Origin of the sequence: Comamonas guangdongensis (genome assembly GCF_041079535.1) — a bacterium.
Taxonomy (GTDB): Bacteria; Pseudomonadota; Gammaproteobacteria; order Burkholderiales; family Burkholderiaceae_C; genus Comamonas; species Comamonas guangdongensis.
This window is the reverse complement of record NZ_JBFYGN010000015.1, coordinates 84,203-105,934: the sequence shown is the minus strand read 5'-3', so window position 1 is coordinate 105,934 and position 21,732 is coordinate 84,203. Positions and strand designations below refer to the sequence as shown.

Sequence of the window (21,732 nt, the reverse complement as noted above, 5' to 3'; positions counted from 1 at the left end):
TGGTAACTGGTAACTGGTAACTGGTAACTGGTAACTGGTAACTGGTAACTGGTAACTGGTAACTGGTAACTGGTAACTGGTAACGCACGATTTTCACGATGGCGCGCGCATTCTGGAGGCCATGGCCGCAGAGGCTCCGGAAATTCCTCTATAGCTTGCGCAGCGGCAGAGACCGGCCCTCATCGCTGGGTTCGGTTGCCAAAACATGGCAGCTGGCGCCTGAGCATCCAGTGCCAGCTGCCTGTTTGACGTCCAAATTCAGGCCTTGAACGTCAGCCAGGGCTTGAGCCGCACGCTGGCGCGGATCAGCCCGGCTTCTTCCTGCGCCTGCAGCACCGGCCCTACGGGCTTGTAAGCGCTGGGGGCCTCTTCGATCAGGCGCTCCTCACGCAGGGTGATGCATTGCCAGACGGATTCGACCAGCGGCTGCCTCATGCGGCGCGTGTCCTGTCTGCGCACCTGGCGGCCCGCGCCGTGGCTGCAGGATTGCAGCCAGTCCTCGTTGCCCAGGCCCTTGACGAGAAACGAGTAGTCGCCCATGGAGCCGGGAATCAGCGCCCACTGGCCGGCATGCGCGGGCGTTGAGCCTTTGCGGTGCACATTGAACTCGCCCTCGCCCATCACCACGTTGTGCGGCACATCCACGATCAGACGGGACGCATCGTGCGGCGCAATATCGGCAAGCTGCTGACGCACCAGTTCGGCCAGGGCCATGCGGTTGAACCAGGCGTAGCGTGCTGCCACGCCCATGGCCTGCAGATAGTCCCGCGCCAACGCACCGCTCAGCCCATACAGGCCATGCTGCGGGTGCTTGAGGCCTTGCGGCCATTGCTGCCTGGCCAGATCCATCCAGCGGCGGCCCACGTAAAAGCCCACATCGCGCGAGCCGGTGTGGATCATCACCGTCACATCGCCTTTCTTGAGGCCTGCGGCATAGGCTGCGTGGCGGTCATAGACCTCGTCGACCACGCAGAACTCCAGAAAGTGATTGCCGCTGCCCAGGTCGGCAGCCGAGGGCGGACGCACGATCTCGCGCTCCTGCAGCAAGGCTTCAGGGGCGTAGCGGCTGCGGCCGCCAAAATCCTGCAGCCCTACGCAGGCAGCCAGTTCCGCCTGCAGGCGATCCCTGTCCACGCCTTGCCACAGTCCCAGATCGGGCAACTGCTCGATAAAAGCCGATGGTCCCTCGTCGAACAGCGCTTTGAAGCCGGCAGTGCGCACGGGCACATCGCGGCCGTTTTTCAAGATAGCCTGGGTCAGCCGCTGCACAATGCGGCTTTTATGGAACTCGGCCTGGGCCAGATTCAGGCCCGTGCTCATCAGGCGTATGCCGCAGTTGATGTCCGTGCCGATGGCTGCGGGAATCACAAAGTCCGGCGAGGTCGCCACCACCGCGCCCACGGGTGCGATGCTGCCGGGGTGAAAGTCCGGCGTGGCGCAGGCCTTGCAGACGGCACCGCGGCCATGGGGATCGGCCACGGAAGCGAAATCCAGCAGCTGGCTCACGGCCTTGTGCTCCAGCGGCAAGCTGGCGGGCAGCAGGATGGTGGCGGCCGCCTGCTCGTTATGGATTTGATAGATGTTGTCCCGAAACGAGACCTGGATGCCCTGACGCGACAGGGCTTTTTGCAGTCGGGAAAGCTTCCCGGAAGAAGGGGACATGATGCTGAGAAATCAGGTACGCAAAAACAGCGCCCCAAACTAGCGGGGGGGCGCGACGCACCTTCGAGCAGCAGCATCAAGAAGGATGAACAGGCTGCGGATTCTATACGGCCGGCACGCAGACGGCCAGAATCGCGTTGCGCATATGCTGCTGCGAATATCCGTCCGGTCCGTTTGCCTTGCACCACGCCGCCGAATGAACCGGCACCCCGCAGCAATGCGCAGAGCCTGCGCCTTCACTGCAATCCGTATTTGCGGATCTTGTCGTGCAGCGTGGTCTTGGGCGTGTTCAGCGCCTGCGCGGTGCGCGTCAGATTGCCCGCGTTCTGGCGCAGCGCATCGGCGATCAGCGCGCGCTCTATGGACTCCATGGTGCCGGACAGCGAGCGCGTCGGCACCGACGACGGGTCCGGCTCGGCGCCAAGCGGCGGCAAGCCCGCCTCTATGCCCAGCAGCATGCGTTCGGCCACATTGCGCAGCTCGCGCACATTGCCGGGCCAGTCATGGGCCATCAGCGTCTGCAGCCTTGCGGGCGTCAGCTCGGGCACGGGCCTCTGGTGGCGCGCCGCGGCCTGCAGCACGAAATGCTCGAACAGCAGAGGAATGTCTTCGCGGCGCTCGCGCAGAGGCGGCAGGCTTACGGTGACCACGTTCAGGCGGTAATACAGATCGGCGCGGAACAGCCCCTGGCGGCTGAGCTCCAGCAGGTCCACCTTGGTGGCCGCAACCACGCGGCAGTCGACGGGGATCAGGGTATTGGAGCCCAGGCGCTCCAGCACCCTCTCCTGCAGCACACGCAGCAGCTTGATCTGCATGGCCATGGGCATGCTCTCGATCTCGTCGAGGAACAGGGTGCCGCCGCTCGCATGTTCGATCTTGCCTATGCGCTTCTTGCCCGCGCCCGTGAACGCGCCGGCCTCGCTGCCGAACATTTCGCTGTCGAACAGGGTCTCGGGCAGACCGCCGCAGTTGACGGCCACAAAATTGCCCTCGCGGCGGCGGCTGGCCTCGTGCAGGCAGCGCGCCACCCTCTCCTTGCCGGTGCCGGTCTCGCCCCAGAGCAGCACATCGGCCTCACTGCTAGCCAGGCTTTGCACCGTGCGCCGCAGCTGCTGCATGGCCTGCGACTGCCCCAGCAGCTGGTGCTGCAGCGTGTCGCGGTTCTGCAGCTGCGCGCGCAGGCTGCGTACCTCCAGCACCAGGCGGCGGCGCTCCAGCGCGCGGCGCACGGCCTCGACCAGACGCTCGGGCGCAAACGGCTTTTCCAGGAAATCCGCGGCCCCGGCCTTCATGGCCTGCACGGCCATGGAAATATCGCCATGGCCGGTGATCAGAATCACGGGAAGCTCGGCGTCCATGGCATGGATGGCGCTCTGCAGCTCCAGCCCGCTCATGCGCGGCAAGCGGATATCGCTGACCACCACGCCCGCAAAATCGTAGGACAGCTGCTTTTGCGCGAGCTCGGCGCTGCTCACGCTCAGGCATGCGATACCTTCGAGCTGCAAAGCCTGTGCGCAGGCCATGGCGACATCGGCGTCGTCTTCGACAATCAGGGCTTGGACGGGGGAATTCATGGACAGCGCTCAATCAGCATAGCGGCTGAGTATCCGCTAACGGCAGACTCAGCGTGAAGATGGCCCCGCCCTGCGGATGGTTGCCGCCTTGCAGGCGGCCGCCGCCGGTGCGCGCGATATCAGCCGACAGCGAAAGGCCCAGACCCAGGCCCTGGCCCTCGGGTTTGGTGGTGAAGAAGGGCTCGAACAGATGGGCCGCGGCCTGCTCGCTCAGCCCGGGACCGTGGTCGCGCACGCTGATCTGCGCCCATGACTCCGATTGCAGGCACTCGATCTCGATGCACGGCCGGCTGCTCTCGCGCATGGAATCCAGAGCATTGCCCAGCAGATTGATCAGCACCTGCTGCACGCGGTTGGCATCGCACCAGGCTTTCAGGTCGGGCTGATGCAGCTTGCAACTGACCAGCGCTGCGCTCTGGGAAATGCGCGGCTCCAGCACGGCCAGCGCGCCCTCGACCACCTGGGCCAGCTCCACCCGCTGAGGCTGCCCCGCGGATTTGCGCGCGAAGTTGCGCAACTGCCCGGTAATATGCCCCATGCGGTCGGCCAGCTCGGCCATGCGCTGCAGATTGCTGTGCGCCATCTCGGGCTGGCCGCGCTCCAGAAAGCGCTGGCTATTGCCCGCCAGGGCCCGCAAGGCCGCAAGCGGCTGGTTGAGCTCGTGCGCGACCTCGGTCGAGAGCTGCCCGATCACGGCCAGCTTGCCGGCCTGCACCAGCTCGTCCTGGGCCGCGCGCAGCGTGGCCTCGGCCTGCACGCGCTCGGCCACCTCCTGCTGCAGGGCCTGGTTGGCGAGCGACAGATCCTCGGTGCGCTGCTCCACCTTGCGCTCCAGCGCGTCGTTCGCGGCCTGCAGCGCGGCCTGCGCGGCCAGCTGCTCGCGCAGATGCTGGCGGCGCTGGTACAGCAGGGCCGCCAGCAGCAGCACCAGGGCCGTCAGCGCCGCAGCCACCCAGGCGCGGCTCAGCGCCAGCTGGTTGACAGGCCGCAGCGATGACAGCACCGTCATGCGCCAGGGCGTGCCCACCAGCGGGCGCGACTGGGCCAGGAACGGGCCGGCCGCAGATGCTGCGCCGGCCTCGGGCTGCAACCGCACCAGGGCCGTGTTGGCGTCGAGTGCGCGCAGCACCTGCCAGCCCAGTGGCTGCAGGACACGCCGGTTGTATTTCTGGGAATTTGCAAGCTGCTGGCGCGTGGCCTCGTCCAGCGGCTGCAAGGTGGTGAACTTCCACTCGGGCCGATTGCTGAGAATCAGCACGCCGTTCTCGTCGCTGACCAGCACCGGAGACTCCACCGCGGCCCAGGACTGCTCCAGCTGCGCCAGCCCCACTTTGACCACGGCCACGCCCTGCACCTGGCCCGGCGTGGGCCCCAGAGTGCTGGTGAGGTAGTAACCGGGCTCGCCACGCGTGGTGCCGATGCCGAAGTAGCGGCCGCCGCCCGCACGCAGGGCCTCGCGGTAATAGGGCCGGAAACTCAGGTCCTCGCCGACGAAGCTGTCGGGGCGCCGCCAGTTGCTGGCGACCTTGACCTTGCCGTGGCTGTCCACCACATAGACACTGAGCGTGCCCGCGCGGTCACTGAGCTGCTCAAGATACCGGTTCACACGCTGCTGCAGCGCTGCATCGTCGGGCCGGCTCAGCAGGGTCTGGACCTCTTGCTCCAGCGCCACGATGGCGGGCAGGAACGCGTATTTGTCCACCTCCCGCTCCAGGCTGGCCGCATACAGATCCATGCGGTGCTCGCCCGAGGCGCGCAGATCCGCAATGCCGGCCTGCTGCGCCAGCCAATGCACGCCCCAGCCGCCCAGCCCGCTCAGCAGCAGCCACAGGCAGGCAAGCGACAGCAGGACGGACAGGCGCGGCGGCCGGGCAAGGGATAGAGCGGACATGGGGTCCGCCATGGTAGCAGTGCCGACCGCCGCGCCCTGGGCGGCCGGTTTTAGACGCAGATCAGGCAATCAGGGTCTGGCCGTCAGGCGGCCAGGCGCTCCGCCTCGGGCAGAGCCACCAAGGCCGCATCGGCCTGCGGCTCGGCCTCGTCGTCGCTGTTGCCTTCCCACTTGGCCACCACGGCCGTGGCGATGGCATTGCCCAGCACATTGGTCAGCGTGCGGCCCATGTCCAGGAAGTGGTCGATGCCCAGGATCAGCAAAATGCCGGCTTCCGGCAAACCGAACATGGGCAGCACGGCGGCCACCACCACCAGCGATGCACGCGGCACGCCGGCGATGCCCTTGCTCGAGACCATGAGCACCAGCAGCATGGTGATCTGCGCCGTCAGCGACATCTCGATGCCATAGGCCTGCGAGATGAAGATGGCCAGGAAGGTGGTGTAGATCATCGAGCCATCCAGATTGAAGGAATAGCCCAGGGGCAGCACAAAGCCCGTGATGCGCGGCTTGATGCCGAACTCTTCCAGCTGCTCCATCAGCTTGGGCAGCGTCGATTCGCTGCTGGCCGTGAAGAAGCCCACCAGCAGCGAGCCGCGGATCAGCCCCAGCAGGCGGAACACGTCGCGGCCCAGCACCAGATAGCCGGCCAGCGTCAGCAGCACCCACAGCGTGGCCAGCGCGATATAGAAGCAGATCATGAACTTGCCGAACACGGACAGCATGCCCAGGCCATGGGTGGCGATGGTGTCGGCCACGGCGCCAAACACGCCCACGGGCGCAAAGCGCATCACATAGCCGGTGACGCGCAGCATCACATGGGAGACCTCATCCATCAGGTCCACCAGCATGTGCTTCTTCTGGTGGTGCAGATAGCCGAGCGCCAGGCCGAAGAACAGCGCGAACACCAGGATCTGCAGCACCTCGTTGGTCGCCATCGCCTCGAAGATATTCTTGGGGAAGACGTGGGTGATGAAGTCCTTGAGGTTCAGCGCCGAGGTCTTCAGGCCCAGGCCGTCGGCGCTGCTGGGCAGATCCACCCTCAGACCGTGGCCGGGCTGCAGCAGATTGGCGTAGAACAGGCCCAGGAACAGCGAGCAAAACGATGCTGCGATGAACCAGCCCAGAGCGCGGCCGCCGACGCGGCCCACGGACTTGGCGTCGCCCATATTGGCTAGGCCCGCCACCAGGGTGGTAAACACCAGGGGCGCAATGATCATCTTGATCATGCGCAGGAACACATCCGTGAGGATGCCGAAATAGCTGGCGATCTCCTTGGCTGCTTCAGGCGTGGCGGCAGAGGTGTGCACCACGTAGCCCACAAGCACCCCCAGTGCCATGGCCAGCAAGACCATTATGGTCAGGCGATTGGATTTCATTGTCGAATTCTTGGTATGCGTTGTCCAAGCCGCCTCCAGGACCTCCGCCATGTCTGGCCGAGGTCCTGGAGGCGGCAACAAAACTGGGGCGCCGCCGGACTGGAGCTAAATCCATTCCGTCGGGCAAGCCCCAGCTTTAGCGGACCGCGCTGGCGCGGCCCTGCACGATCAAAGCACATACCGTGCCAACATAAACCCCGGGCCTAAGCCCATGATTTACTTATAAGCACCATACTTTTTTGCATGAAAGACACCGAATTTCCGAACTCTTCAAGCTGTAGAAATTCGGTTTTCCGAACAACTCAGGTCCTCGCCATGGAGCGTATCCAGCCCGGCAGGTCCGCGGCCTTCTGCCGGGGAAAGTCCACCCAGATCACCGTGCCGCCGCCGGCGGCGCAGATCACGCCGGGCTGGGCCACCCGCTCCATGGTGGCCCAGGTCTCGAAGGTCGTGCGGGCGGGGTCGCTGACGAACATCTTGAGCAGCACCTCGTCGGGATAGCTGAGCTGCTGATAGAAATTGCAGAAGGCATTGACGATGACCGGCCCCTGGCCGCTCGGGTCGGGATTCAGGCCTATGCTGCGCATCCAGTCGATACGGGCCGTTTCCAGATAGCGGAAGTACTGGGCGTTGTTCACATGGCCCATGGCATCCATATCGCCCCAGCGCACGGGGAAACGCGTTTCATAGACCTGCTTCTTTTGCTCGGGCAACTCAATTTTCATAGCACTTTGTCTCCTGTCTGGTTGGACTTTCCCGGCCCTGCATACTCAAGCCGCTCTAGTTGCTTTGAGGGATGGCGCTCCCTGGCACGGGCTCTAGCCTATGGACTTTGCCGCAAGCCGCTGCGAGACGCTGTCGCCAAATCTGCACGGTCGTGCCGAAAGGCCAGCATAGAATCGCCCGCATCGCGGTTTTTTCCAGCAGCTAGCTGCCAGGCCGCGCACGCCGGTTTTCCAATTCATTATTCAAGCGAGACTCTCCCGATGACAAACGAAGAAATCCTGGCCCAATACGGCCCGCGCGAGGCCATGGAATATGACGTGGTGGTGGTGGGTGGGGGCCCCGGTGGCCTGGCCACGGCCATCCGCCTCAAGCAGCTGGCTGCGGAAAAAGGTCAGGATGTCTCCGTCGTCGTGCTGGAGAAAGGCTCGGAGCCCGGCGCCCATACGCTGTCGGGCGCCATCATGGACCCGCGTGCGCTCAATGAGCTGATCCCCGACTGGAAGGAAAAGGGCGCGCCCCTGAACCAGCCCGTGACCGACGACGCCATGGTGTTCCTGGGCGAGAAGAACTCGCTGCGCACTCCCAACTGGCTGCTGCCCAAGTGCTTCCACAACGAGGGCAACTACATCGTGCGCCTGGGCTTCTTCACCAAGTGGTTGGCCGAGCAGGCCGAAGCCCTGGGCGTGGAAATCTTCCCCGGCTTTGCGGCCGCCGAAGTGCTGTACAACGAGGACGGCTCGGTCAAGGGCGTGGCCACGGGCAATATGGGCGTGGGCAAGGATGGCGAGCCCACGGGCGACTTCCAGCTGGGCATGGAGCTGCATGCCAAGTACACCATCTTCTCCGAAGGCGCTCGCGGCCACCTGGGCAAGCAGGTGATCGCCAAGTTCAGCCTGGACGCCAACCGCGACCCGCAAACCTATGGCCTCGGCGTCAAGGAACTCTGGGAAATCGACCCCAAGCGCCACAAGCCCGGCATGGTGCTGCACACCGCCGGCTGGCCCATGAAGAGCGACACCTATGGCGGCGCCTTCCTCTATCACCTCGAAGACAATCTGGTGACGCTGGGCTTCATCACCGGCCTGGACTATTCCAACCCCTATCTGTCTCCGTTCGAGGAGATGCAGCGCTGGAAGACCCATCCCAACATCCGCTACTACCTCGAAGGCGACGAATCCCAGGGCATCAAGCCCGCCAAGCGCATCTCCTACGGCGCGCGCGCCATCACGGCCGGCGGCATCTCCAGCCTGCCGCGCTTTGTCTTCCCGGGCGGCGCTCTGGTGGGCTGCGACGCAGGTTTCCTCAATGTCAGCCGCATCAAGGGCAGCCATGCCGCCATCAAGACCGGCATGCTGGCCGCCGAGGCCGCCTACGACGCCCTCGTCGCCGGTCGCCAGCACGATGAACTCAGCGCCTATACCTACAGCTTCGAGAACAGCTGGCTGTACGACGAACTGTGGAAGGCCCGCAACTTCAAGGCCTGGTTCAAGAAGGGCCTGACCACGGCCACGCTGATGAACGGCCTCGAGCAATTCGTGCTGCGCGGTAACATCCCCTGGACGCTGCACCGCAACAAGCCCGATCACGCCTACCTCAAGCCCGCGGCCGAATGCACACCCATCGAGTACCCCAAGCCCGACGGCAAGCTGACCTTTGACCGCCTCTCCAGCGTCTTCATCAGCAACACCAACCACGCCGAGAACCAGCCCGCGCACCTGACGCTCAAGGACGCCGGCGTTCCCGTCAATGTGAACCTGACCAAGTTCGCGGGCCCCGAGCAGCGCTACTGCCCGGCCGGGGTGTACGAGTTTGTGGAAGACGAGGCCGATGCCGGCAAGCAGCGCCTGCAGATCAACGCGCAGAACTGCGTGCACTGCAAGACCTGCGACATCAAGGACCCGATGCAGAACATCGTCTGGGTCACGCCTGAAGGCGGCGGCGGCCCCAACTATTCGGGCATGTAAGCAAAGCTGCCCTGCCCCACAAAAAGCCTGCGCCGGTCCTGCCCGCGCAGGCTTTTTTTATAGGCCGCGCTGTCATCAAGGACATACCCGCCGAAGACGGCCGGATGGCGCTCGCCGCCCAGGCCTGGGCGGTGCAGAAAAGTGCTCCGAATACCGCTTGCAAACGCTATAGCGCCGGCTTCTGCAGCCGATCAAAAACCAAGCAATTAGCAAAAACTCCCGCAGCAAATCCGGCACAACGCAGGAAAAGTGCAGCCAGAGCCATGAATAAAGACCTGCACGACGCAAAATTGCGGATGATTTCCATACATTAATGCAGGCTTGACCCGGTAAATCTCAGCTTTTTGCAGCTTTCATGCCATTTTTTGGCGATTGCCATATAGGGATAAACAGGGTTATCTGAAGCGACGAGACAAGCAGATCGGTGCAGTAGACTTTGCCGCGAGGCGCTGTGGATTCAAGTGCAGCCGTCTTAAACACCATCTGAAACACACAACAAACGCTGGAGATACACATGAAACAGCTGTCCTGGGCCCGCATGGGCACACTGGCTTTGGCCATTTCCGCCATTTCGGGTGCCTATGCCGCGGAGACCAAGTCCGTGGCCGTGACCGCCATTGTCGAGCACCCTGCTCTGGACGCTGTGCGCGATGGCGTCAAGGATGCCCTGAAGGCCGCCGGCTACGAAGAAGGCAAGAGCCTGAAGTGGCAATACCAGAGCGCCCAGGGCAACACCGGCACCGCAGCCCAGATCGCGCGCAAGTTCGTGGGCGACAAGCCCGATGCCATCGTGGCCATCGCCACGCCCTCGGCCCAGGCCGTGATCGCCGCCACCAAGACGGTGCCCGTGGTGTTCTCCGCCGTGACCGACCCCGTGGCCGCCAAGCTGGTCGCCAGCTGGGAACCCTCCAAGAACAATGTGACCGGCGTGTCCGATCTGCTGGCCCTGGACAAGCAGATGGATCTGGTCAAGCAGGTCGTGCCCAATGCCAAGCGCATCGGCATGGTCTACAACCCCGGCGAAGCCAACTCCGCCGTGGTCGTCAAGGAACTGCAGGCCCTGCTGCCAAAGATGGGCTGGACCCTGGTGACCGCCGCCGCCCCCCGCTCGGTGGACGTGAGCAGCGCCGCGCGCTCCCTGGTGGGCAAGGTGGACGTGATCTACACCAACACCGACAACAACGTGGTGTCGGCCTATGAATCCCTGGTCAAGGTCGGCCAGGACGCCAAGATTCCCCTGGTGGCTTCGGACACCGACTCCGTCAAGCGTGGCGCCGTAGCCGCCTACGGCATCAACTACCGCGACCTGGGCGAACAGACCGGCCGCATGGTGGTGCGCATCCTCAAGGGCGAGAAGCCCGGCGACATCAAGCCCGAAGTCAGCACCAAGATGGAGCTGTTCGTGAACCCCGGCGCCGCCGAAAAGCAAGGCGTGAAGCTGTCCGACACCCTGATCAAGTCTGCTGCTCAGGTCGTGAAGTAAGTCCCGGGCTGCGCTGCGGCCACAAGCCCCGGCAGCGCGGCAACAGCGGCAGGAGCCTTGACAACACACAGGGCCCTGCCTTTTTTAATACGTTTTTCGCGCACAGCCGCTTACCGTATGTCTCTCTTTTCCCTGCTCGGTGCCGTTGAAATCGGCCTGATCTTCAGCCTGGTAGCGCTGGGTGTCTTCATCTCCTTTCGCCTGCTGCGTTTTCCCGACCTCACGGTGGACGGCAGCTTTCCGCTCGGCGGCGCCATCTGCGCCATCCTGATTTCCCACGGCACCAACCCCTGGCTGGCCACGCTGGCCGGTACCGCTGCCGGTGCCGTGGCAGGCTTCATCACCGGCTGGCTCAATGTGCGCCTGAAGATCATGGACCTGCTGGCCTCGATCCTGATGATGATCGGCCTGTACTCGGTCAATCTGCGCATCATGGGCGGCCCCAACGTGCCGCTGATCAACGATCCCACGCTGTTCACCATGCTGCAGCCCGACAGCATCCCCGACTATGTGATGCGTCCCATCATCCTGACGGGCTTCGTGCTCGCGGCCAAGCTGGCGCTGGACTGGTTCTTCGCCACCGAGCGCGGCCTGGCGATTCGCTCCACGGGCTCCAACGCGCGCATGGCCCGCTCCCAGGGCGTGAACACCGGCGCCATGATTCTGCTGGGCATGGCGATTTCCAACGCCCTGGTCGGCCTGGCCGGCGCACTGTTCGTGCAGACCCAGGGCGGCTCCGACATTTCCATGGGCATTGGCACCATCGTCATCGGCCTGGCTGCCGTGATCGTGGGCGAGAGCATCCTGCCCTCGCGCAAGATCATCTGGGCCACGCTGGCCGTGGTCATCGGCGCCATCGTCTACCGCTTCTTCATCGCCGCAGCCCTGAACATCGATGCCATCGGCCTCAAGGCCCAGGATCTGAACCTGGTCACGGCCGTGCTGGTGACCGTGGCCCTGGTGATACCGCAGCTCAAGAAAAAACTCGCCAAGCGCAAATAAGAAGAAAGTGCGGAGAACACCATGCTGAATGCACAAAACCTGGAACTGACCTTCAATCCTGGCACCCCCATCGAGACACGCGCGCTGCGCGGCCTCTCTCTGTCCATCCCCGAGGGCCAGTTCGTCACCGTCATCGGCTCCAACGGCGCGGGCAAGTCCACCTTTCTCAACTGCGTCTCGGGCGACCAGAGCGTGGACAAGGGGACGGTCGAGATCGCCGGCATCGACATGACGCGCATGCCCGTCTGGGCGCGCTCCAAACAGGTGGCGCGCGTGTTCCAGGACCCCATGGCGGGCACCTGCGAAGACCTGTCGATCGAGGAAAACATGGCGCTGGCCCATGAGCGCGGCAACTTCCGCGGCCTGTCCAAGGCCGTGAAGAACGCCAACCGCGATCTGTACCGCGAACGCCTGTCCACGCTGGGCCTGGGCCTGGAAAACCGCTTGACCGACCGCATCGGCCTGCTCTCGGGCGGCCAGCGCCAGGCCGTGAGCCTGCTGATGGCGGCCCTGCAGCCCTCGCGCATCCTGCTGCTCGACGAGCACACCGCGGCCCTCGATCCGCGCACCGCCGACTTCGTGCTGCAGCTGACCGCGCGCATCGTGCAGGAAGCCAAGCTCACCACCATGATGGTGACGCACAGCATGCGCCAGGCGCTGGACGTGGGCACGCGTACCGTGATGCTGCACCAGGGCCAGGTGGTTCTGGATGTGAGCGGCGAAGAGCGCGCCAAGATGGACGTGCCCGACCTGCTGCACATGTTCGAGAAGGTGCGCGGCGAAAAGCTGGCCGACGATGCGCTGCTGCTGAGCTGAGCCAGCTACGGCACTATCAAAACAGAAGCTGCCAGCCCTTTGAAAATATGGGCTTGCAGCTTTTTTTCTTACACACAGCTCCTTATTCGCCCATATATATTGACGATATGACGTCATATTTTGATGAAATGTCATAGAAAATCCGCAAAAACACGATAGTTGAATCCCTTCCCCTCCGTTGGTTTCTCAGGCTTGAATGACGTTTTGACTACGGTTGACTTATATTTCGCACCGACATCAACAGCAGGTTTACGCATAAGAATCAACAAGTTAATACGCACCTTGCTTCAGGCAGCGTGAAACATGCGGCGCTCGGCGCACGGCCGGGCCGCAAATCACTCACAATCTGCACCCTATCGGCAGCCGCTCGGCGCGATGCATGTCATCGCCGATCGCGCCGGCCACGTTGATATCCAGATGCCACCGGCAACTGTCCACAACGGCGCAAGACATGGCTCGGGCCGCATTCATTGGCCCGCCGGCTCAACAGCCCCATGCCTTGCCAGAACCAACATCTTTCATGAGCGATAGCCAAACCTCTAAGGCCGCGGAGCAGGACTCCGGCCACTTGCACCGGTCCCTCAAGGCCCGCCATATGTCGATGATCGCCATCGGCGGCTCCATCGGTACCGGGCTTTTCGTCGCCTCGGGCGCCACCATCTCGCAGGCCGGCCCGGGCGGCGCCCTGCTGGCCTATGTCATCGTGGGTCTGATGGTCTATTTCCTGATGACCAGCCTGGGCGAGATGGCCGCGCACATGCCGGTCTCAGGCTCGTTTGCCACCTACGGCGCCAGGTATGTGGACGAGGGCTTCGGCTTCGCCCTGGGCTGGAACTACTGGTACAACTGGGCCGTGACCATTGCGGTGGACCTGGTGGCCGCGCAGTTGGTGATGGCCTACTGGTTCCCCGGCATCGACGGCGTGCTCTGGAGCGCGCTGTTTCTGGCCCTGATGTTCGGCCTCAACATTCTGTCGGCACGGGGCTTTGGCGAATCGGAGTTCTGGTTCGCCGCCATCAAGGTGACCACGGTGCTGGTGTTCATCGCCATCGGCGTGCTGATGATCTTCGGCATTCTCAAGGGCGGCGCTCCCGAAGGCATCTGGGGCAATATCGCCAATTTCAGCATCGGCGATGCGCCGTTCGCGGGCGGCTTCGCGGCACTGATAGGCGTGGCCATGGTGGTGGGCTTCTCGTTCCAGGGCACGGAGCTGATCGGCATTGCGGCCGGTGAATCGGAAGATCCCGCCAAGAACGTGCCCAAGGCCGTGCGCAAGGTGTTCTGGCGCATTCTGCTGTTCTATGTGTTCGCCATCCTCATCATCGGTCTGCTGATCCCCTATACCGATCCCAAGCTGCTCAAGAACGATCTCGGCGACATCGCCGTGAGTCCGTTCACGCTGGTGTTCGAACGCGCCGGTCTGCTGTCGGCTGCCGCCATCATGAACGCCGTGGTGCTGACCTCGGTGCTGTCCGCGGGCAACTCGGGCATGTATGCCTCCACGCGCATGCTCTACGCATTGGCCAGCCAGGGCATGGCGCCCCGGATCTTCGCGCGCGTCAACGGACGCGGCGTGCCTGTGCTGGCCCTGCTGGCCACCACGGCCATCGCGGCGCTGTGCTTTCTGACCAATATCTTCAGCCCCAAGGTGGTCTACATCTGGCTGCTCAATCTTTCGGGCATGTGCGGCTTCGTGGCCTGGCTGGGCATTGCCGTCAGCCACTATCGCTTCCGCAAGGGCTGCGAAGCGCAGAACTACGATATGAGCCAGCTGCCCTACAAGGCTGCGGCCTTCCCCTTCGGTCCGGTGTTCGCCTTTGTGCTGTGCCTGATCATCACCCTGGGTCAGAACTACGAGAACTTCCTCTCGGACAAGATCGACTGGGTGGGCGCCATCGCCACCTATATCGGCCTGCCGCTGTTCCTGCTGATCTGGTTCAGCTACAAGCTGGCCACGGGCTCCAAGATCGTGAAATACACCGAGATGGACCTGCGCGGCTCGCGCTAGGCACATCCCAGCTCGGTCACAAGGCAGCATCGGCAACATGCTGCCTTTTTTCATGCCCGTCGCGCGCATACATCTATACATACAACCCGTGTAGTCTTATCAGACGATTCCTACACGAGCGATTAACCCAAGAATGGAGCCATCGCAACCCCCACAAAAACAAGAGACATGAATCGAAAGCAACTGAGCACGATACTCGCCCTGGGCCTGATGGCCGCCGGGACCGCCTTTGCCAAGGTGCCCGCGGCCGAAGCCGACAAGCTGGGCAAGGAGCTGACCTGCACCGGAGCCATCAAGGCCGGCAATGCCGATGGCAGCATTCCTGCGTTTACCGGCAAGATCCTGGGCGTGCCGCCCGATGTGAAGTTCACCAAATCGGTGGGGCAGTTCCAGCCCGATATCTATGCCCATGAAAAGCCGCTGTTCGAGATCACGGCGGCCAATCTGGCCCAGTACGCCGACAAGCTCAGCGACGGCCAGAAGGCCTTGCTCAAGAAGTTCCCCAATAGCATGCGCATTCCGGTCTATCCGGGCCACCGCGACTTCCGCTATGACGACGAGATCTGCGCGGTCGTCAAGCACAACGCGCTGGAAGCCGAGGTCATCAACGACGGCAACGGCGTCAAGGGCTTCATGGGCGCCCTGCCCTTCCCCATTCCCAAGACCGGGCTGGAGCTGTTCTGGAACAATATGATCCCCAGCCGCGCCAGCACCGAGGAGGTTGAGCGCGATCTGGCCATCGTCAGCACCAGCGGCGACACGGCCTGGGGCCGCACCAGCTACGTCCAGCTCAGCCGCTACGACTCTCGTGAAAACCTGGGCAAGCCCAATGACGGCAAATACGCCTGGGTGACCAATTTCACCATCCTGCCCGAGCGCGAAAAAGGCGGCGTGATTCTGTCCATCGAGCCCATGAACTTCGGCACGGACAAGCGCCTGGCCTGGAACTACGACCCCGGCACGCGCCGCGTGCGCCAGCTGCCCGAGTTCGGCTACGACCAGCCCGTGCCCGGCTCCAGCGGCAAGGTGACGCTGGATTCCGACCGCCTGTTCAACGGCGCCTCGGACCGCTACGAATGGACTCTGCACGGCAAGCGCGAGATGTTCATTCCCGCCAATGCCTTCCGCATCCACCAGCAGATCAAGTACACGGACCTGCTCAAGCCCGGCCACCCCAATCCCGCCTATACCCGCTACGAGCTGCGCCGCGTCTGGGTGCTGGAGGGCAAGCTCAAGCCCAGCTACCGCCACCTGTACTCCAAGCGCGTGATGTTCATCGACGAAGACACGGGCCACGCCGTGGCCGGAGACTTCTACGATGCGCGCGGCCAGCTGTGGCAATACGGTGAGATCAATTACTACTACGCCTACGACATCAAGAAGTGGCATGCGGGCAGCTCGTTCTACTACGACCTGAACTCGGGTGCCTATGTCGGCATGAACCTGTTCCAGGAACGCGCCAAGGCGCCGATTCTGGGCAAGGACAATCTCAAGCAAAGCCAGTACACGCCCGAAGCCATACGCAATCTGGGCAACTGACAGACAGCCCGCGGCAGCGCCGGCCTGCACCGCCAAAGGAGAGGCCCAGGCCTCTCTTTTTTTGCCTGAGCTATCCCCGGTGGCTGGCGCCCGGGCTTCCGGTTCGCGACGACCTCCCAGCCGAAGAAAAGGGAGCGCCTCGTCCCCTCAGACGCCGAGCGGCAGCTCGGCTTTCTTCAGCGTACGCAGCACAAAGCAGGACTGGCTGTGACGTATGCCCTTGATCTTGTAGAGCTTCTCGCGCAGCAGGCGCTCGTAGTCGCGCGTGTCTTTGACGACGATGCGCAGCAGATAGTCGTACTCGCCCGAGACCAGGTGCGCCTCCACGACCTCGGGAATCGTCGCCAGCACCTCGCCGAACTTCTCCAGCGTGTTGTCGGAATGGCTGCCCAGCGTCACCATGACCAGCACCGTGTCGGCCAGTCCCAGAGCCTGAGGGTTGAGCCTCACCGTGTAGCCCTCGATCACACCCGCCTCTTCCATCTTCTTGATGCGCGCCCAGCACGGCGAAGCGCTGAGCCCGACCGCGGCGCCTATCTCCTGCAGGCTGGCCCGCGCATTGGCCTGCAGGGCCGAAAGAATCTTTTTATCCAAGCTATCCATAAACCTGAATTTATCGCCAATTAGGCAGTTGCAGAAAATTTTTCTGTAGCAACGCTGTTTCTACAGAATTTGAAGCAACCTTTTCTGCACTGCAACATGCACACTGGAGTCCATGGAAGCAGGTCTACCAACACTGCAAACCCATTCAACATGCCCCGCTGTTTACCGTCGGCGTCCGGTTGGTTGATCTGCACAATGCAAACGTGACAGGCCGCACCACTCAAGCACAGTGGTGCGGCCTGTTGCTTTAGGCGAGGCTGGCGCCGGCCTGGCTAGATCTCAGGTATCGGAGCTGAAGACTGCAAGCCCGACCCCGGTGAAGCGGCTCGAGCCTTATGAAGCTTCAACCCCGGCTTCAAACACGCGCCAGGCGGTCTTGCCGCCGCTGGACTTGTCCATCTGGGTCAGTACATTCAGATGAAGCTCCAGCTCCTGGGCATTGGCCTGCAGCACCGGCAGCTTGAAGCTGCTCAGATCCACCGCAGCCACCGCCATGGCGCCCGCGGCCTGTGTCTGCGCGGGCTCCTCGGTCATCAGCAACGCATCCTGGCCGCGCGTGAGATTGATGTAGACGTCCGCCAGCAGTTCGGCGTCGAGCAAAGCGCCGTGCAGCGTGCGGTTGGAGTTGTCCACGCCCAGACGGTCGCACAGCGAATCCAGCGAGTTGCGCTTGCCCGGGTACATCTCCTTGGCCATGACCAGGGTGTCTATGACCCCGCCCACGCATTGCTTGAGCGGCGGGCGCTTGGCGAGCTTGAACTCGTTGTTGAGAAAGCCCAGGTCAAACGGCGCGTTGTGGATGATCAGTTCCGCGCCCTGCAGGTATTCCCAGATCTCCTCGATCTTTTCCTCGAAACGCGGCTTATCGGCCAGGAACTCCGTGGTGATGCCATGCACGCGCAGGGCATCGGGATGGCTGTCGCGGCCCGCATTGAAATACAGGTGCAGATTGTTGCCGGTGAGCTTGCGGTTGACCAGCTCCACGCAGCCCAGCTCGATCAGGCGGTCGCCATCAATGGGCGACAGGCCTGTGGTTTCCGTGTCCAGAACAATTTGGCGCGACATCCTATTTCTCTCTTCGTTAACTGTGGCGCAGACATCGCCCTCATTGTCAAAAACTGGCGCTGCCCAAGCCAGGGTGCCGAGCAAGAGCCGCCTCGCGGCGAGGGCATCGTCCCCCTCCCGAAGAGAGAGGGGGAAGCGGCGCAGCCGCTCAGGGGGTTAGTGGTTCTCTTTCGCGTGGTTGATGGAGTACTTGGGAATCTCCACCGTCAGGTTCTCGCGCGCCAGAATCGCCTGGCAGGACAGGCGCGACTGCGGCTGCAGGCCCCAGGCCTTGTCCAGCAGGTCTTCCTCTTCCTCCTCGGCCTCGTTGAGGGAGTTGAAGCCTTCCCTGACGATGACATGGCAGGTGGTACAGGCACAGCTCATGTCGCAGGCATGCTCGATATTGACACCGTTGTCCAGCAGCGCTTCGCAGATCGAGGTGCCGACGGGCGCTTCGATCTCCTTGCCCTCTGGACAGTACTCGGCATGGGGAAGAATTTTGATGATGGGCATTGCTTGCTACTCTAGTTGTATCTGTGGTCCGTGGCTGCAGCCAAAGCATCGAATCCTTGAAACTGCAGCTTCGATGTACGCGAAGCGACCAGCAAGGACCGCCCCGCAGCAAAGGTCGCTGTCCCCCTGGGGGGAAGACGCAAAGCGTCTCAGGGGGGACATTTCATATCGACTGCACGTTCTTGCCGGCCAGCGCCTGCTGGATGCTGCGGTTCATGCGCTCGGCGGCAAAAGCTTCCGTGCCCTTGGCCAGGGCCTGGGTCGCGGCATCGATGGCGGCGGCATCGTCGCCGGTCGCGGCCGCGCTCAAGGCGGCCATCAAGGCATCGATATGCTCGCGCTCGGCGCTGCCGAGCACATCGCCGTCGGCCTCCAGCGCGCCGTGCGTGGCCAGAATCATGCGATCGGCCTCCACGCGCGCCTCGACCAGGGCGCGGGCCTTCATGTCCTGCTGGGCCGTGGCAAAACCTTCCTGCAGCATCTGCGCGATCTGGTCGTCGGACAGGCCATAGGAGGGCTTGACGTTGATATGCGCTTCCACTCCGCTGAGCTGCTCCTTGGCGCTCACAGCCAGCAAGCCGTCGGCATCGACGGTGAAGGTCACGCGAATACGCGCGGCGCCGGCCGCCATGGGCGGAATGCCGCGCAGCTCGAAACGCGCCAGGCTGCGGCAGTCCTGCACCAGGTCGCGCTCGCCCTGCACCACGTGGATCGCGAGTGCCGTCTGGCCGTCCTTGTAGGTCGTGAAGTCCTGGGCGCGCGCCGTGGGAATGGTCTCGTTGCGCGTGATGATGCGCTCGGCCAGGCCACCCATGGTCTCCACGCCCAGCGACAGCGGAATCACGTCCAGCAGCAGCAGCTCGCCCGCGGAGTTGTTGCCCGCCAGCTGGTTGGCCTGGATCGAAGCGCCCAGAGCCACGACCTCGTCGGGGTTGAGATTGATCAGAGGTTCGCGGCCGAAGAAATCCGCCACGGCCTGGCGGATCTGCGGCATGCGCGTAGAGCCGCCGACCATGACCACGCCCTGCACTTCGTCGCGGTCCAGAGCCGCGTCCTTGAGCGCGCGGCGCACGGCGGACAGGCTCTTGGCGGTCAGGTGAGCGGACAACGCCCAGAACTCCTCACGCTTGACCTCAAAAGACACCGGACCCGAGGAGATGTCGGCGCGAAACGCTGCGATTTCGGCATCCGTGAGAGCCTGCTTGCAGTGGCGTGCCGCAATCCGCCAGGTGGTCTTGTCCGCCGCGTTGTGCAGCTGGACGCCGGTCTTCTCGGCCACCCAGGCGGCCAGTGCGTCGTCGTAGTCGTCGCCGCCCAGGGCCGAGTCACCGCCCGTGGCGATCACCTCGAACACCCCTTGCGACAGGCGCAGCACCGAAATGTCGAAGGTGCCGCCGCCCAGGTCATAGACCGCGTACACGCCTTCGGCAGCGTTGTCGAGGCCGTAGGCAATGGCGGCCGCCGTGGGCTCGTTGATCAGGCGCAGCAGATTGATGCCGGCCAGCTTGGCCGCATCCTTGGTGGCCTGGCGCTGGGCGTCGTCGAAATAGGCGGGCACGGTGATCACCGCACCGTACAGCTCGTCATCGAAAGTGTCTTCGGCACGAAAGCGCAGCGTGGCCAGAATCTCGGCGCTGATTTCCACGGCGGTCTTGGCCCCGTCCACGGTCTCGATGGAAATCACGCTGCCGTCGCCTTCGGTCTTGAAGTGATAAGGCAGTTTTTCCGGGGCTTCGATATCGGCCAGGCTGCGGCCCATGAAGCGCTTGGCCGAGCTGACGGTATTGGCCGCATCGGAAGCCTGGGCGGCCTTGGCATCAAAGCCGATCTGGCGACGGCCCATTTCCATATAGCGCACCACCGATGGCAGGAGCACACGACCCTGATCGTCGGGCAAGCACTCGGCAACGCCGCTGCGTACGGCGGCGACCAGGGAGTGCGTCGTGCCCAGGTCGATACCCACGGCAATGCGCCGCTGGTGGGGATCGGGGGATTGACCGGGCTCGGAAATCTGCAAAAGCGCCATGAATTTCTTCTGTTGGAATGTCTGAGACCAGCATGGCTGGCCTGCTCAAGATCGGATACGTTCCCTTGGACGGTGCGCCGGAACGCGGCTCTGGTTCTTATTGTCCCAGTTGATCGCGGCGGCGCTCCACATCCTGCGCAAATCGCGCAACAAACATGAGGGCTCTCACCTGCTGCACCGCCGCTACAGGGTCCTGCGCTTCGTCGAGCAGGCGGCCGCACTCGGACAGCATCTGCTTTTTGGCGCCCAGCACCTGATCGTCGAGTGCATCCAGTTCCGCTTCGGAGCTGGCGTCTTCCAGCGCCTCGCGCCACTCCATCTGCTGCATCAGGAAGGCAGCCGGCATGGCCGTGTTGTCTTCGGCGCGCACCGGGGCACCGCCGAGCTCGCACAAATAGGCGGCGCGCTTGAGCGGATCCTTGAGGCGCTGATAGGCTTCGTTGATGCGCACCGACCACTGCATGGCCACGCGCTGCGCCGCAGCGCCCTGGGCCGCGAAGCGGTCGGGATGCGCTTCACGCTGGAGTTCCTTCCAGCGGGCGTCGATCTGGCTGCGCTCCTGCGCGAAACGGCGCTGCAGGGCAAACAATTCAAAGTCGTCGGATTGCAGATTCATGGCATTAAAAAAACCGCCTGCAGCATGGCTGAGGCGGTTCTGTACATAAACTTGGCGCAACACACGCCAGGGACACCGAGCAAGAGCCGCCTCGCAGCGAAGGTGTCGTCCCCCTCGGGGGAAGGCGCGAAGCGACTCAAGGGGAAATCAAATCCTAAAGCTCTCGCCACAACCGCAGCGGTCACGCTCGTTCGGGTTGTGGAACTTGAAGCCCTCATTCAGGCCTTCGCGCACAAAGTCCAGCTCGGTGCCGTCGATATAGGCCAGGCTCTTGGGATCGACCAGCACCTTGATGCCGTGGTCTTCGAAGACTACGTCGTCGGGCTGGGCCTCGTCCACATATTCCAGCTTGTAGGCCAGACCGGAGCAGCCCGTGGTCTTCACGCCCAAACGAACGCCAATCCCCTTGCCGCGACGGCTCAGGTAGCGGTTCACATGACGGGCGGCCGCCTCGGTCATCGAGATCGCCATGGCCTCAGGCCTCCGCGGTGGTGCGCTTAGCGCGATAGTCGTTCACTGCGGCCTTGATGGCGTCCTCGGCCAGGATGGAGCAGTGCACCTTCACGGGCGGCAGAGCCAGCTCTTCGGCAATCTGGCTGTTCTTCAGGGCAGCTGCCTCGTCCAGCGTCTTGCCCTTGACCCATTCGGTCACCAGCGAAGACGAGGCGATGGCGGAGCCGCAGCCATAGGTCTTGAAGCGTGCATCCTCGATCACGCCGGTAGCCGGATTGACCTTGATCTGCAGCTTCATCACGTCGCCACAAGCGGGCGCACCCACCATACCCGTGCCCACGGAGTCGTCGTTCTTGTCGAACGAGCCCACGTTGCGGGGGTTTTCATAGTGGTCAACAACTTTGTCGGAGTAAGCCATGGTGTCTACCTC

Annotated in this window: 18 protein-coding genes; 6 read left to right on the top strand and 12 right to left on the bottom strand. The window is 63.3% G+C overall.

The window, feature by feature from the left end:
• Positions 1 to 258: 258 nt before the first annotated feature.
• From AB6724_RS13995 to AB6724_RS13975, 5 genes are all read right to left on the bottom strand, one after another.
• Positions 259 to 1,662, bottom strand: coding sequence for an RtcB family protein (locus AB6724_RS13995; protein WP_369339139.1), 1,404 nt, complete (start codon positions 1,660 to 1,662; stop codon positions 259 to 261).
• A 236-nt stretch (positions 1,663 to 1,898) separates the two neighbouring features.
• Entirely contained in the window at positions 1,899 to 3,236 is a 1,338-nt protein-coding gene (locus tag AB6724_RS13990; protein WP_369339138.1) for a sigma-54-dependent transcriptional regulator, read from the bottom strand.
• Between the two features lie 13 nt (positions 3,237 to 3,249).
• Positions 3,250 to 5,127 (bottom strand): sensor histidine kinase, encoded by a 1,878-nt coding sequence (locus tag AB6724_RS13985; protein ID WP_369339137.1) that lies wholly within the window; start codon positions 5,125 to 5,127, stop codon positions 3,250 to 3,252.
• A gap of 83 nt (positions 5,128 to 5,210) precedes the next feature.
• Positions 5,211 to 6,506 carry a dicarboxylate/amino acid:cation symporter gene (locus AB6724_RS13980; protein ID WP_369339136.1) on the bottom strand — a complete coding sequence of 432 codons (1,296 nt, stop codon included), beginning with the start codon at positions 6,504 to 6,506 and terminating at the stop codon, positions 5,211 to 5,213.
• Between the two features lie 302 nt (positions 6,507 to 6,808).
• Positions 6,809 to 7,231 carry an acyl-CoA thioesterase gene (locus tag AB6724_RS13975; RefSeq protein WP_369339135.1) on the bottom strand — a complete coding sequence of 141 codons (423 nt, stop codon included), beginning with the start codon at positions 7,229 to 7,231 and terminating at the stop codon, positions 6,809 to 6,811.
• A gap of 261 nt (positions 7,232 to 7,492) precedes the next feature.
• Between AB6724_RS13975 and AB6724_RS13970 the strand changes: the two genes are divergently transcribed.
• The 6 genes from AB6724_RS13970 (at position 7,493) to AB6724_RS13945 (ending at position 16,044) form a co-directional block, all read left to right on the top strand.
• Positions 7,493 to 9,196: an electron transfer flavoprotein-ubiquinone oxidoreductase gene (locus AB6724_RS13970; RefSeq protein WP_369339134.1), complete on the top strand. Its 1,704-nt coding sequence runs from the start codon at positions 7,493 to 7,495 to the stop codon at positions 9,194 to 9,196.
• Between the two features lie 514 nt (positions 9,197 to 9,710).
• Complete coding sequence (locus AB6724_RS13965; protein ID WP_369339133.1) at positions 9,711 to 10,679, top strand: ABC transporter substrate-binding protein; 969 nt, start codon at positions 9,711 to 9,713, stop codon at positions 10,677 to 10,679.
• Between the two features lie 117 nt (positions 10,680 to 10,796).
• On the top strand, positions 10,797 to 11,681 hold the full coding sequence (locus AB6724_RS13960; RefSeq protein ID WP_369339132.1) for an ABC transporter permease: 885 nt from the start codon (positions 10,797 to 10,799) through the stop codon (positions 11,679 to 11,681).
• A 21-nt stretch (positions 11,682 to 11,702) separates the two neighbouring features.
• Positions 11,703 to 12,497, top strand: a complete 795-nt coding sequence (locus AB6724_RS13955; RefSeq protein ID WP_369339131.1) for an ABC transporter ATP-binding protein — start codon at positions 11,703 to 11,705, stop codon at positions 12,495 to 12,497.
• Positions 12,498 to 13,092: 595 nt separating this feature from the next.
• Positions 13,093 to 14,505, top strand: coding sequence for an amino acid permease (locus tag AB6724_RS13950; protein WP_439329872.1), 1,413 nt, complete (start codon positions 13,093 to 13,095; stop codon positions 14,503 to 14,505).
• A gap of 168 nt (positions 14,506 to 14,673) precedes the next feature.
• Positions 14,674 to 16,044: a DUF1329 domain-containing protein gene (locus AB6724_RS13945; RefSeq protein ID WP_369339129.1), complete on the top strand. Its 1,371-nt coding sequence runs from the start codon at positions 14,674 to 14,676 to the stop codon at positions 16,042 to 16,044.
• Between the two features lie 147 nt (positions 16,045 to 16,191).
• Here the strand turns inward: AB6724_RS13945 and AB6724_RS13940 are convergent, their stop codons facing one another.
• The 7 genes from AB6724_RS13940 to iscU all read right to left on the bottom strand — a co-directional run bounded on the left by AB6724_RS13940 (position 16,192) and on the right by iscU (position 21,720).
• The gene (locus AB6724_RS13940) at positions 16,192 to 16,647 is read right to left on the bottom strand and encodes an Lrp/AsnC family transcriptional regulator (protein ID WP_369339128.1); all 456 of its coding nucleotides are present in this window, start codon (positions 16,645 to 16,647) and stop codon (positions 16,192 to 16,194) included.
• Positions 16,648 to 16,980: 333 nt separating this feature from the next.
• Positions 16,981 to 17,712: a DNA polymerase III subunit epsilon gene (gene dnaQ, locus AB6724_RS13935; protein ID WP_369339127.1), complete on the bottom strand. Its 732-nt coding sequence runs from the start codon at positions 17,710 to 17,712 to the stop codon at positions 16,981 to 16,983.
• 156 nt (positions 17,713 to 17,868) lie between these two features.
• Positions 17,869 to 18,207, bottom strand: a complete 339-nt coding sequence (fdx, locus tag AB6724_RS13930) for an ISC system 2Fe-2S type ferredoxin (protein ID WP_369339126.1) — start codon at positions 18,205 to 18,207, stop codon at positions 17,869 to 17,871.
• Between the two features lie 163 nt (positions 18,208 to 18,370).
• Positions 18,371 to 20,233, bottom strand: a complete 1,863-nt coding sequence (hscA, locus tag AB6724_RS13925; RefSeq protein WP_369339125.1) for a Fe-S protein assembly chaperone HscA — start codon at positions 20,231 to 20,233, stop codon at positions 18,371 to 18,373.
• A gap of 97 nt (positions 20,234 to 20,330) precedes the next feature.
• The gene (gene hscB / locus AB6724_RS13920; protein WP_369339124.1) at positions 20,331 to 20,849 is read right to left on the bottom strand and encodes a Fe-S protein assembly co-chaperone HscB; all 519 of its coding nucleotides are present in this window, start codon (positions 20,847 to 20,849) and stop codon (positions 20,331 to 20,333) included.
• Positions 20,850 to 20,996: 147 nt separating this feature from the next.
• Entirely contained in the window at positions 20,997 to 21,320 is a 324-nt protein-coding gene (gene iscA, locus AB6724_RS13915; RefSeq protein WP_369339123.1) for an iron-sulfur cluster assembly protein IscA, read from the bottom strand.
• A 4-nt stretch (positions 21,321 to 21,324) separates the two neighbouring features.
• A complete protein-coding gene (gene iscU, locus AB6724_RS13910) occupies positions 21,325 to 21,720 on the bottom strand; it encodes a Fe-S cluster assembly scaffold IscU (RefSeq protein WP_369339122.1) in 396 nt (131 codons plus the stop codon).
• Between the last annotated feature and the right edge of the window lie 12 nt (positions 21,721 to 21,732).